This window comes from Frankia sp. CgMI4 (assembly GCF_001756285.1).
Lineage (GTDB): Bacteria > Actinomycetota > Actinomycetes > Frankiales > Frankiaceae > Frankia > Frankia casuarinae.
The window spans coordinates 25,899-38,737 of the sequence record NZ_MAQZ01000048.1 but is presented as its reverse complement, the minus strand read 5'-3'; the positions used below and the strand labels follow the sequence as shown (position 1 = coordinate 38,737).

Sequence of the window (12,839 nt, the reverse complement as noted above, 5' to 3'; positions counted from 1 at the left end):
CGGCCGGCGGGCTCCACCCCCGGCCACTACGAGGTCAGCGGCTCGTCGCACCCCGCATTCCATACAAGAAAGATGTGAATTCCGTACGAAAGCGGGTGGTGAGACGTAGTGGCGTAGGTGGCTGTCGAACTCGTACTCGGCGCGGTCGGCACCACGCCGCCCGCTCCCGGCACGCTATGGCGCGAGCAGATCAAAATCATGGTTGGGCGGGTATGCCAGGCTGTGGGCATTCCCTTGCCCGCTTATGGGCGCCGACCAGAGGGGTTCGATGATCATCCGCTTCCCCCGCACGTCTTGGTTGCTCGCCGTGTTCGTCGCTGGCGCGGTCGCCCTCACCGGCTGCTCGGGGCCGCTTCGGCGCTCCGCGGCAGGCCCGGCAGAGCCCGCCAGCACCGCGACGGCTTCTACGCCGGCCGCTGTCCCGGTCGGATCGTCGGTACGGTCGATCAACGTCGGCGGCGCCACCCGCGCCTACCGGCTGTACCGGCCGCCGACTCTGCCCGCGCGGGCGCCGCTCGTCGTCATGATCCACGGCGGTTTCGGTGGCGCGGAGCAGGCCGAGAACTCCTACGGCTGGGACGCCGAGGCCGACCGCGGCCATTTTCTCGTCGCCTATCCCGAAGGGCAGAACCATGCCTGGTCCGTCGGCGGCGGTTGTTGCGGAAAGCCCGGTGCGACCGGCGTGGATGATGTCGCCTTCATCACTGGCATGGTAGCCGCCATCCAAGCCGCCGTACCGGTCGACACCGCCCGTATCTACGCCACCGGAATCTCCAACGGCGGCATGATGGACTACCGGTTGGCCTGCGACACCACCATTTTCGCCGCGATCGGACCCGATTCGGCGACCCTGCTCGGCACCTGCCCCGCACCGCGGCCAATCTCCGTCATCGCCATTCACGGCACCGCGGACCACACCGTACGCTACTACGGCGGCGAGGGTGACGGGGTCGCAAAAATCAACGGACCGGCCGTCCCGTTCGTGAACGCGATGTGGCGTACCGCCGATCATTGTGCCACCCCGGCCACAACCACTACGGAAAGCGTCACCACCTTTATCGCCACCTGCCCGCAGGGACGGGCCGTGGAACTGGTCACCATTGCCGGCGCGGGCCACCAGTGGCCCGGCGGTGCCCGCCACCCGACGGCCGAGCGAATCCTGCATCTCGACCCGCCGTCAACCGCCCTGAATGCCACCGCGACCATCTGGGCCTTCTTCACCCATCAGGCAAGGTGAACCGCACGCCGGCGGGACTCTCGTTCTCCTCGTCCGCGGCGCTGCTGTGGCGGGCGGGCCCTGACCCGGCTGGATCTGCCCGTCGTGACCCGCACCGAGGCGGCCGTCGCCCGGGCGACGGCTCGATGTGCGCTGACCCGGGCGCTGGCCGCCTGACGGCCGCGTGGCCCGCCCCACCGGGAGCAGATGATCCTCGTCGTCATACACTGCCCTGCGCGATCAGCAGGTGGCGTGTACCGGTGCGGAAGGGTCCATGTGAACGTCCTGGAAGCGGTGTTTCTCGGCGCGGTCGAGGGGCTGACGGAATTTCTGCCGGTGTCCAGCACCGGACATCTGACAATTTTGGAGAAGCTGCTCGGCCACGACATCGACGACCCGGACATCACCGCTTTCACCGCGATCATCCAGGTCGGTGCGGTCTTCGCCACCCTGCTTTACTTCCGGCATGATTTCCGGCGCCTTCTGGCGGCGTGGGGCCGCGGTGTGCGCGATCCCGCCTGGCGGGAGCAYCCGGATTACCGGTTCGGCTGGGCCGTCATTCTCGGATCGATTCCCATCGGCCTGGTCGGGGTGGCCTTCAAGGATCAGATCGAGACCACGCTACGCAGCCTGTGGTTCGTCGGCGGTGCGCTGATCCTCTGGAGCGGGGTGATGGGGTACGCGGACCACGTCGGTACCCAGAAACGTCACGAGGAGGACGTGACGTSGAAGGACACCCTGGTGATCGGCATCGTGCAGTGCATGGCGCTGATCCCGGGTATCTCGCGATCCGGGGCGACCATGTCGGCGGGGTTGCTGCGTGGCCTGGACCGGGTGGCGGTGACCCGGCTGTCCTTCTTCCTGTCCATCCCGGCCCTGATGGCGGCCGCGGCGCTGCAGGTCCTCACGAAGTCCGACGACATCGCCGACGGGGTGGGCTGGCCGGCGACGATCATCGCGACCGTGGTCAGCTTTGCCGTCGCCTACGTCGCGATCGCCTGGCTGTTGAAGTTCATTGCCAGACACAGCTACAGCGTTTTCATCGGTTACCGGCTGGCGCTCGGTGCCACCGTGCTCTTCCTCGTGGCCACTGGGATCGTCTCGGCGACCTGAGCCGGCGACCTGAGCCGGCGACCATCTTCGTCCGGCTCCCGCGGGGCGGCTCGACCACGTAAGTTTCAATCCACCGTCTTGCGGGTTCGTGGTTGTCCCCACGGGATGGGGAGACCGCCGGCCGCGCGGCCACGGAGGAAGGACTGTGATGCGGGATCTGCGTTCGCTGCCCAAGGGCCATCTGCATCTGCATTTCGAGCTGGGGATGCGGCCGTCGACACTGGCCGACCTGGCCGCCGCCGCGGGCGTTCCGACTCCCCGCACCACGGGGTTTACCGAGTTCGGGGGCTTCAGCGAAGTGATCGCCGGCATCCTGCCGGTCTTCCGCCGGCCCGAGGACTTCGAACGTCTCGTCGACGAAATGATCATCGATGCCGCGGATGAGGGCGTCACCTACCTCGAACCCAGCTTCTGGCCGTACGTTCATCTAGGCGTCTTCGGGAGCGCGGAGGCCGCCTGGGAGACGGTGCTGGCCCGATCGGATCAGGTCGGCGCGCGGTACGGGGTGACCGTCCGCTGGATGGCGGCCGTCGACCGGGTCTTCGACTCCCCCGAACAGGCCGTCTCCGTGGCCCGGTTGGYCCTGCGTTACRCCGATCGGGGCATCGTCGGMCTAGGGCTGCACAACGACGAGAACGGCTGGCCGCCGGAGCCGTTCATGGCGGCGTTCCGGATCGCGCGCGACGGCGGGTTGCTCTCGACCCCCCACGCCGGGGAACTCGACGGTCCCGCGTCGGTGCGTGGCRCCATCGAGACCCTGGATGCCGATCGTCTCCAGCACGGTATCCGCGCCATGGAGGATCCCCGACTCGTCGACACCCTCCTCGAACGAGGGACCTGCCTCGATGTCTGCCCGACGTCCAACCTGCTGCTCTCGGTCGTCCCGTCGATGGCCGAACATCCGCTTCCGGCCCTGCTGCGGGCCGGGGTGCGATGCTCGATCAACGCCGACGACCCGCTGCTGTTCGGGCCCACCTGTCTGGAGGAGTACGAGCTGTGCCGATCGGCGCTGGGCCTGACCGACGAGGAACTGGCCGCCTGCGCCCGCAGCTCGGTGGAATCCGGAGYCGCGCCGATCGAGGTGCGGACGGCGGCCCTCGCCGGCATCGATGCGTGGCTCGCCGACGCGGGATGTCTCGACGGCCGGTGACGCTCCGACGGCCGGTGACGCTCCGATGACGGGGGTACCGTCCCCCCACCGGCCCGCGCGGGTGGTCCTCGCACCCGACTCGTTCAAGGGATCGGCGACCGCGGCCGAGGTGGTCGCGGCGCTGGGCGCGGGCTGGCGCTCCGAGCGGCCCCGCGATCAGGTCGTGGGAGTACCGATCGCCGACGGTGGCGAGGGCACCCTCGACGTCTTCGCCGTCGGCGTACCCGGGTCGGAGCGGCACCCGGCACGGGTGACTGGTCCGGACGGGCGGGGCCACGACGCCGAATGGCTGTCGCTGCCCGATGGCACCGCAGTGATCGAACTGGCGAGGGCGAGCGGGTTGCCGCTGATGCGGGAACTCGATCCGTTGGGCGCGCAGACCGTGGGCCTCGGCGAGTTGGTCGCCGCCGCGATCGACGCCGGAGTCGACCGCGTTCTCATCACTTTGGGCGGTTCCGCCTCGACCGACGGTGGTACCGGTGCCCTCGCCGCGTTGGGTGCCCGGTTCCTCGACGCGGCCGGCCGGCCGTTGGCCGTCGGCGGCGGCGCCCTCACGTCGCTCGCGCACATCGATCTGACCGGGTTGCGGCCGGCGCCGGCCGGGGGAGCGTACTGTCTCGTCGACGTCGACGCGCCCCTGCTGGKCCCTGCCGGCGCCGCCGCCGTATTCGGGCCGCAGAAGGGTGCCGGACCCGCGGACATCACCCGGCTGGAGGAGGGGCTGCGCCGGCTCGCCCACCTGTTGGATGGTGCTCCCGACGCCGCGGGAGCCGGGGCTGCCGGCGGCACCGCCTACGGCCTCGCCGCGGCCTGGGGAGCCGAGGTGGTCCCCGGCCTGCCGACGATCATCCAGGCGGCGGGCCTGCCGGCGGCCCTTGCCGGCGCCGACTGGGTGGTGACCGGCGAGGGCAGGTTCGACCGCACCTCGTTGTCCGGCAAGGTGGTCGGCGGAGTCCTCGCGCTGGCGCGGGACGCCGAGGTGCCCGTGCTCCTGGTGGCTGGGCGGGTTGACGCCCCCCGACCGGAGGGGGTCCGGGCCGAGATCGCCCTCGTCGATCTCGCCGGGGGGCCGGCCATGGCGATGGCCGAGCCGCTCCGGTGGCTGCGGAGGGCCGGCGCCGAGCTGGYCCGCCGGGTCACGACCGCCCGGTGAGCGGGAGCGCCCGGTGCGGGGGAGCGGCCGGGCCCGGTCTGTGGGTCAGACCCGGCGGTTCATCCCGGTGAGGAGGTAACCGATCTTACGCCAGGTGTTGGGCCCGCAGACCCCGTCGTCCGGGATGCGGCCGAACCACGGCGCGGCGTAGCGCTGTAGGGAGGCCACCCGGGCAGTGGTCCGTGGCCCGTACACGCCATCCGGCGTTATCCGGTTGGGATCACCGGTGGGGGCCTCATGGCCAAAGATGATGTTCAGGGCGTTCTGGAGCTCCACGACGTCCRGACCACGCGATCCCTCCCGCAGGGTCGGACGGTCGTCGTAACGGTGCCGGGGATCGGCGGCTGCGCCGACTCCGTTATGCCGCGCGGCGGCGAGGATGTCCCGGCGTCGGTTGGCCCGGATGTCACCCGGGCAATTGTGGCCCCCCCACGCCTGGCCGCCCATCCGGTGGGTACCGATACCGTAACCGGCGGGAGAGTCGGTGATCTCTTCCTGCCATCCGAACTCCCGCATCCCMCACTGAAAGAGCTCGCCGAGCCGGATGATTTGTAGGGGTGTGTAGTCCTCGGTCTCGTACCCTTCGCATTCGCAGGAGATCCAGTATGGATTTCCTGCCGCCTGGGCCCAGGCCCTCCGGTCGAAAGGAACGTACTGCTCGAAGTCGCCGCTCCTCGACAGCCACAGGTGTGAGCTGACCTGGCTGGCGGGGTTGTYGAACCAGCCRAACAGGGAGCCRCCGCCCACCTGGACGTGCGGGATGAGGCCTCGGGTGGGTTGGATCATCACTCCGGTCGTGTTCCGCACCGGACGGAAGCGGGCCGGCGGGTACAAGGTCGGTGCCATCGCTACCGGCTCTCCTTCCCACGTGTGTCGCCGCGACAGATCCTCGTCTGGGAAATCACGATTCCGGGCCGCTTCCTGTTCATGGGGTCATCAGGTCGGTTGACCGCTACAGTCATAGTTTCCAGCCGGAGTACCAGCATGGCCATAGTGCCGGGCTGCTGCGGAGAGGTCCGCATCGKGGCGGTATGCCCGGACATATGGTGAGTGGAAMCCCTCCCGCTGGATCCCTGACAGGGGCCCGACCCGGTTCGGTGGTGCGCCCCAGRCACGGACAGCCGACGCCGCCGCGAGCCGCCATCCCTTCGACGCCTCGTCAACCCTCGGTATCGAGGGGCATACTGACTGTTTTTTGCGGATGTTTGCGGGAACCGCGGACCGGGCGGCGGAGCCCGTGTTTCGATGCCGCCTATATGGTTCTACCGCCTGTATCGTTCTAGCGCCTGTATCCTTCTACCGCATGATCGACCCGCAGCCGGGCTCGAGAAGGAKGCATTCAATGCGGTATGCCGTATCTTCCCCGCGACGAGTCGGACGGCCGTTATCCTCCGGAGCGCCGGGAGCACCGGAAGCGGCTGCGTCCGGAGGGTGTCGTCCCGCGCGGCGCGGTTCCCGGCGGGCGGGCCGGCGCGGCGGCGCGACCCGGACCACCCTGGCCACTCTGACCACCGCCGGGGCGACCCTCGCGGTGAGCGGCATCCTGGCTCTGGTGAACGCGGGCGCCGCGCAGGCCGGTGGAGCGACCTGGGCGAGCTGCCCGGGCGGGCAGGCGACGGAGGTCGGTGTGCCGGCGGCGGCCGGAGAGCCGAACAGACCCGCGACGTATCTCGACGCCGGTTTCTACGTCCATGTCGCCTCGTTGTGGCCGCCGGCCACGGCATCGCTGTGCCGGACCGGTCCCGGCCGGGGTGAGGAGGCCGGCGAGCCGATCTTCAGGTTCGGGCACCTGAGCTGCCCCGGCGGCGACGCGACCTTCGGTGTGCGCAGGCCCGCGGTACCGGACCGGGCGAGCGCCGACGTCCCGTCGGCGACCTGGGGGACCTACCTGCCGGCCGGCTGGTACAGCCTGGACGACCTGAGCGACCCGTCGTGGACGTCGGTTTGCTGGTCGTCCAGGAGACGCTGACCGATCCCGGCCGGCGAAGCGCCGATTCAGGTCGAAGCGCCGAATCCGGTGGATCGGATTAATCGGATTAACCGGAATCGGCGCGAGAGGACCGGACCGATCAGTAGCGGTAGTGGTCGGCCTTGTACGGACCCTCGACGGGCACGCCGATGTAGTCCGCCTGCTGCTTGGTCAGCTGGGTGAGCCTCACGCCCAGCGCGTCGAGGTGCAGCCGGGCGACCTTCTCGTCGAGGTGCTTGGGCAGCACDTATACCCCGACGGGGTAGTTTTCGGTCTTCGTGAACAGCTCGATCTGYGCGATCACCTGGTTGGTGAAGCTGTTCGACATCACGAAGCTCGGATGTCCGGTGGCGCAACCGAGGTTCATCAGCCGGCCCTCGGCCAACACGATGATCGAGTGGCCGTCCGGGAACACCCACTCGTCGACCTGCGGCTTGATGTTGATCTTCTCGATGCCGGGGGTCCTGGCCAGGCCGGCCATGTCGATCTCGTTGTCGAAGTGCCCGATGTTCGACACGATCGCCTGGTGCTTCATCGCAGCCATGTGCTCGGCATGGATGATGTTGAAGTTGCCGGTCGTKGTGACGAAGATGTCCGCCGTCGCGACGACGTCCTCCAGGGTGGTGACCTGGAAACCGTCCATCGCGGCCTGCAGGGCGCAGATCGGGTCGATCTCGGTGACGATCACCCGGGCTCCCTGGCCGCGCAGCGCGTCCGCACAGCCCTTGCCGACGTCACCGTAGCCGCACACCACGGCGACCTTGCCGCCGATGAGCACGTCGGTGGCGCGGTTGAGACCGTCGATGACGGAGTGGCGGCAGCCGTACTTGTTGTCGAACTTCGACTTCGTCACCGAGTCGTTGACGTTGATCGCCGGGAATGCCAGCGTGCCGGCCTTCGCCATCTCATAGAGACGGTSCACGCCGGTCGTGGTCTCCTCGGTGACRCCCTTGATGTTCTTCGCGGTCTCGGTCCACCGACCCGGCTTCTGCGCGATGGTGCGGCGCAGGGTCTCCAGGACGATCRCGTACTCCTCGCCGTCCGCGGCGTCCGTCGCGGGGACCGCGCCGGCCGCCTCGAACTGGGCGCCCTTGTGGACGAGCAGGGTCGCGTCGCCGCCGTCGTCGAGGATCATGTTCGGGGTGCCGCCGTCCGGCCAGGCCAGCGCYTGGTCCGTGCACCACCAGTACTCCTCGAGGGTCTCGCCCTTCCAGGCGAAGACCGGCACGCCCCGCGGGTCGTCCTTGCTGCCGTTCGGCCCGACGACGACGGCGGCGGCCGCGTGGTCCTGGGTGGAGAAGATGTTGCAGGAGACCCAACGGACGTCGGCGCCGAGCGCTACCAAGGTCTCGATCAGCACCGCGGTCTGAATTGTCATGTGCAGGGAGCCCATGATGCGGGCGCYCCTGAGGGGCTGGCTGGCCGCGTATTCCGCCCGGGTGGCCATGAGGCCGGGCATCTCGTGCTCGGCAAGCCGGATCTCCTTGCGGCCGAACTCGGCCAGTGCGAGATCCGMGACCTTGAACTCGAAACTCATGCCCTCTCCTTCGACGCTCGGGCGGCTGCCGAGCCTATACGGCGGATGTCTCGTCCCGGTTTCCACCCGCCATCGGCCGCGGCCGTGATGCGCCGGCCTTGGAACGGGTTTCTTGAGCGTCCCACATGTCGCCGTGTTGACGAAGACCCGGTCCGGTTCTGTCGACCGCCGGGCCCGGGTCGTCCTGGCGCGGCTRGTGCACCCAGCCGCGTTCGTCCGCCCAGATCAACAGGGGTGGGAGGACGACCAGCGCGGACAGCAGGGCGATGGCGACGTTGAGGGCGACCAGCAGACCGAAGTCACGCAGCAGCGGTAGGGAGCTGAAGGCCAGGACGGCGACCCCGATCACGGCGGYGAGCGCGGAGACCACGAAGGCGCGTCCGGTGCGGGCCGCGGTCTGGTCGACGGCCTCCTTCGGCGTCAGGCCGCGTCGACGCTCTTCCAGGTGGCGAAGCACGAGCAGGGTGGTGAACTCGCTGCCCAGCGCGATGACGAGCGGGCCGCCGACCGCGGTGAGCGGGCTGAGATCGACGCCGACCAGCCAGGCGATCATGGAGCTGAGCCCGACCGCGATCAGCACCGGCACCAGCGACAGGACCGCCCGGACGATGCTGCGGTRCCAGACCAGCAGCATGAGCAGGACGCCGACCAGCGCGAAGYAGGTCAGCTGGGTCCGGTTCTTCGTGAAGTTCTCCAGCAGCCCGGTGCCGACCACGACGAGGCCCGACGGGGTGGCGCGTACCCCTTGCGGCGGATGGACCGTGTCCCGGATGTCGTCGACGATTGCGGCCTGCCGTTCCAACGAGCCCGATCCGGTACGGAAGACGAGGTTGAGCGCGTTGTGGGCCAGGTTCACCGTGGCGCGCTGGAGGTCGGGCGGTGCCGCGGCGTAGCCGAGCCGGACGTCCTGACCCGTCGGCAGGACGACCGTCGTGTTCGGCACCTCCATCATGAAGCTGATGGTCGTGACGAGGCTCGACGCGGTCAGCAGGTCGGCCGGGTCCTTCGCGAGCCGGGTGTTCGCGAACTCGGCGAGGAAGGCGACGGTGGCGTCGTCGAAGACGTTCGGTGACTGGACGTAGATGCCCAGCTCGCTGGCGGATCCGGTGCTCGCGCGCAGCGTGTTGATGTTCTTGATGACCTGACCCTGCTGGTCGACCCATTTCTCCGGATCGGTCTGGATCTTCAGTGTGCCGTCGGTGACGATCCCGACGGCGAAGACCGCGACGGACACGGCGACGAGCGGGAGCGCGGTGATCCGTGGCAGGGACCCCAGGGTGATCACCGTCCGACCCAGCGGGCCGTGGGTGTAGTCCTTCGGGGGGGTCGGCCGGCGACGTTCCCGCAGGCCCAACGAGGCGGTGAGGAACAGGATCGTGGCGATGACGATCACCGGCAGGCCCAGGGCGAGCAGCGTGCCGAAGTCCCGGATCATCGGGACGTCGCTGAACTCCAGCGCGAGGAAGGACAGCACCGCGGCGACGGTGGCGACACTCAGCGCGGGCAGCAGCCCGGCCAGGGCCGCGGTGACGGGATGGCCGGCCCGGGCCAGTTGGGCCTCCTCCTCCACCCGGCTGTGGAGCTGGACGGCGAAGTCGATGCCGACGCCGAGCAGCACCGGCAGACCGGAGATGGTCACCACCGACAGCGGGACACCCGCGTAGCCGGCGAGGCCGAACGCCCAGATGAGGCCGACGGCGACGACGCCGAGCGGGAGCAGCCGCCAGCGCACCGCGAAGGCGACGAGCAGCAGGCCGGCCATCAGTGCCAGGGAGATGCCCCCGAGGGTGACGAACCCGCCGCGCAGGTAGTCGTTGAGGTCGCGCAGCAGCGCGGGCGCCCCGGTCGACATCGTTGTCGCATTATCGAACATGCGTTCGGACGCGGCCTTCTCGGCCAGGGTCGCGGCCTGGCCCTCGGTCGTGAGGGAGGCGTTGCCCCGCAGTCGGGTGACCATCTGGCTGGTGGATTCGGTCGGGAAGAACGGCTTGATCGACYTACGGATGGCACCCGTGTTGTCGCGGAGCAGGAAGGAGACCCAGGCCGGGTTGTCGTAGACCCGCTCGGCCACCGGGATCGCCTGCATCCGCCGCAGTGTCGTGACGGAGTCGGCGAGGCGCYGCTGGGCGGAGACCGGATCCGGATCGCGGCGCTGGGCACCGAGCAGGATCTTCCCGGCGGGGCTGTTGACGGGATTGCCGTCCGGGCTCGTGACCAGGTTGTTCGTGAACTCCAGCGCCGTGAGCGGGGTGATCACCGATTCGATCCGGTCATCGGCGTCGAGGCTGGCCTGCAACTCCCGGAACTGGCTGATGTTGCGCTTGGTGAATAGGTCCTCGAGTCGTTCGCCCTTGTCCAGGGTGAACAGCGTGACCATCGCCTGGCCGCCGAAGAGGGACTGGTAGGCGACGTTGTCCCGGGCGACCTGGGAGTCGGGGTTCAGATAGTTGTCCTGGCCGGTGGTGAATTCCAGCCGGGTGGTTCCGAACCCCAGGGCGGCGGTGACGAGCAGCGCCACGACGGCGACGATGCCCGAGCGCCGACTGACCGTACTGACCATACGGGCGAGTGCCGCCGATGGCCCGGACCGGCGGTCCGGGCCCGACCCGTGCTCCGGTTCCGAGGTGCGGCCTGGCTCCGACCGGTGTTCGGGCCGGCCGGGATGATCGGCTGGATCGTCGGTGGAGGGGGAAGGCGTCGACATCGGTCACGCTCCGGAGTTATCCGCGTTGCCTCCGGATCGACGCGCGTTACCTGTCGGTCCGACGGCTGTGTCCCTGCTGTATAGCGCAGCAGGTCACACCGCCTGAAGGCCCCGGGGCAGCCGATTTCGCCGGAAAATGTTTCAGGCGATCAACACGCCCCGGGCCTGGCTCCCCGGGCTCGGCTACCGTCGCCATCCTCTCCGGGGTCGGACGTGCCCGGGGTCAGACGCCCGCGGACTCCCGTGACGGTCGGAGTTCGACGAGCGAGTCGTAGCTCGGGAAGAAGAGTCCCTCGTGCCCGTCATCCCAACGCACGACGAACGGCGGGCCTCCGTCCTCGCCGCGTACCTCGACCACGGTCCCGTGTCGTTCCGGGCTGCCCACCGTGCGGCCGTGGACGACGAACCTCTCTCCGACGGATGCGAACATCATGATGGTCGACCTCCCTGCCGGGCGATCCGGTCTGCTCTGCTTGGATGCTCYGGTGACCGATCGCATGCGCGTGCTCTTTCTGCCTAGCACGGAGCGTCGGTCGCGGCAGACCCGAAGCCCGAAAGGTCGMGAACTCCCGGTTCAGGACAGCCGCTCGACGACCAGYGCCATGCCCTGCCCGCCGCCGACGCACATTGTCTCCAGGCCGATGGTCGTGTCGGTGGTGCGTAGTCCGTTCAGCAGGGTGGTGAGTAGCCGGGCGCCGGTCATCCCGAACGGGTGACCGAGCGCGATCGCGCCACCGTGCACATTCAGCTTCGCGACGTCGAGCCCGAGCGCCCGGTAGGTCGGGATGACCTGCGCCGCGAACGCCTCGTTCAGCTCTACCAGGTCGACGTCGTCGATCGTCATCCCCGCCCGGGCCAGGGCCCGCCGGGACGCCTCCACCGGGGCCAGGCCCATGATCTCCGGTGACAGTGCGCTGACGCCGGTGGAGACGATCCGGGCCAGCGGGGTGATGCCGAGCTCGCGGGCCCTGGTGTCGCTCATGACGATGACCGCGGCGGCTCCGTCGTTGAGCGGGCAGGCGTTGCCGGCCGTGACGGTACCGTCCGGGCGGAACACCGGCCTGAGAGCGGCCAGCGCCCGCATCGTGGTTCCCGGCCGGGGACTGTCGTCGCTGTCGATCACCCCGCCGTCGGGCAGCGGCACCGGAATGATCTCCCGCTTGAAGAAGCCGTCCGCGACGGCCCGCTCCGTCAGGTTCTGCGAGCGGCAGGCGTACTCGTCCTGTTCGAGGCGGCTCACACCCGCGAGCTGGGCCACGTTCTCGGCGGTCTGCCCCATGGCGATGTAGACGTCGGGCAGCTCGCCGGCCGCCCGGGGATTCGTCCAGGGCGCGGACCCCGCCTGGGCACGGGCCGCCGTACGGGCCTGGGCCTCGCAGTAGCGCGGGTTCTGGGTGTCCGGCAGGCTGTCGCTGTTGCCCCTGACGAAGCCGCTGACGACCTCCACCCCGGCGGCGATGAACGCGTCACCCTCTCCCGCGCGCACGGCGTGCGCAGCCATCCGCAGAGCCTGCAGGGAGGATGCGCAGTACCGGGAGACCGTCGTGCCGGGAACGGTGTCGAACCCGAGGCTGACGGCAACGACGCGGCTGATGTTGTGTCCCTGTTCGCCTCCGGGTAGCCCGCAACCGAGGATGAGATCGTCGATGTCGGCCGGGTTGAGGGYCGGAACCTGGTCCAGGGCTGYCCGGACGATGATGGCCGCGAGGTCGTCGGCCCGCATCCCCCGCAGCGAACCCTTGAACGCCCGCCCGATCGGTGATCGGGTTGCGGCGACGACAACGGCCTCGGTCACATGCCCTCCCAGTTCTCGGTGTTCTTGGTGTTCTTGGCGTTCTCGGTGTTCTTGGCGGCAGGGTCGCGGAGGCCGTGGTCCCTGCGGCCAAATGATCAAAACCCTAACGCGGACGAGCGCCCGCGGTCGCGGGTGGCCGAGCCGACGCGGCGAGGGGGACCCGTCGGGTTACGCTTTGATCATCCCGTCGCCAGCGAGCCGG

At 69.4% G+C, this 12,839-nt stretch carries 10 protein-coding genes; 5 read left to right on the top strand and 5 right to left on the bottom strand.

The window, feature by feature from the left end:
• Positions 1-268: 268 nt before the first annotated feature.
• From Manayef4_RS05860 to Manayef4_RS05845, 4 genes are all read left to right on the top strand, one after another.
• Positions 269-1,237 carry a PHB depolymerase family esterase gene (locus Manayef4_RS05860; RefSeq protein ID WP_011438814.1) on the top strand — a complete coding sequence of 323 codons (969 nt, stop codon included), beginning with the start codon at positions 269-271 and terminating at the stop codon, positions 1,235-1,237.
• A gap of 255 nt (positions 1,238-1,492) precedes the next feature.
• Entirely contained in the window at positions 1,493-2,329 is an 837-nt protein-coding gene (locus Manayef4_RS05855) for an undecaprenyl-diphosphate phosphatase (RefSeq protein WP_070130909.1), read from the top strand.
• Between the two features lie 148 nt (positions 2,330-2,477).
• Entirely contained in the window at positions 2,478-3,479 is a 1,002-nt protein-coding gene (gene add, locus Manayef4_RS05850) for an adenosine deaminase (RefSeq protein ID WP_070130908.1), read from the top strand.
• Between the two features lie 25 nt (positions 3,480-3,504).
• A complete protein-coding gene (locus Manayef4_RS05845; protein WP_070130936.1) occupies positions 3,505-4,632 on the top strand; it encodes a glycerate kinase in 1,128 nt (375 codons plus the stop codon).
• A gap of 45 nt (positions 4,633-4,677) precedes the next feature.
• Here the strand turns inward: Manayef4_RS05845 and Manayef4_RS05840 are convergent, their stop codons facing one another.
• The gene (locus Manayef4_RS05840; protein ID WP_070130907.1) at positions 4,678-5,478 is read right to left on the bottom strand and encodes a peptidoglycan-binding domain-containing protein; all 801 of its coding nucleotides are present in this window, start codon (positions 5,476-5,478) and stop codon (positions 4,678-4,680) included.
• 685 nt (positions 5,479-6,163) lie between these two features.
• Between Manayef4_RS05840 and Manayef4_RS25715 the strand changes: the two genes are divergently transcribed.
• The gene (locus Manayef4_RS25715) at positions 6,164-6,601 is read left to right on the top strand and encodes a hypothetical protein (RefSeq protein WP_232234815.1); all 438 of its coding nucleotides are present in this window, start codon (positions 6,164-6,166) and stop codon (positions 6,599-6,601) included.
• Positions 6,602-6,701: 100 nt separating this feature from the next.
• Here the strand turns inward: Manayef4_RS25715 and ahcY are convergent, their stop codons facing one another.
• From ahcY to Manayef4_RS05815, 4 genes are all read right to left on the bottom strand, one after another.
• Positions 6,702-8,138, bottom strand: a complete 1,437-nt coding sequence (gene ahcY / locus Manayef4_RS05830; RefSeq protein WP_070130905.1) for an adenosylhomocysteinase — start codon at positions 8,136-8,138, stop codon at positions 6,702-6,704.
• Between the two features lie 34 nt (positions 8,139-8,172).
• The gene (locus Manayef4_RS05825) at positions 8,173-10,698 is read right to left on the bottom strand and encodes an MMPL family transporter (RefSeq protein ID WP_254665482.1); all 2,526 of its coding nucleotides are present in this window, start codon (positions 10,696-10,698) and stop codon (positions 8,173-8,175) included.
• Between the two features lie 367 nt (positions 10,699-11,065).
• Positions 11,066-11,272, bottom strand: coding sequence for a DUF1918 domain-containing protein (locus Manayef4_RS05820; RefSeq protein ID WP_035729341.1), 207 nt, complete (start codon positions 11,270-11,272; stop codon positions 11,066-11,068).
• A gap of 144 nt (positions 11,273-11,416) precedes the next feature.
• A complete protein-coding gene (locus tag Manayef4_RS05815) occupies positions 11,417-12,637 on the bottom strand; it encodes an acetyl-CoA C-acetyltransferase (protein WP_070130903.1) in 1,221 nt (406 codons plus the stop codon).
• Between the last annotated feature and the right edge of the window lie 202 nt (positions 12,638-12,839).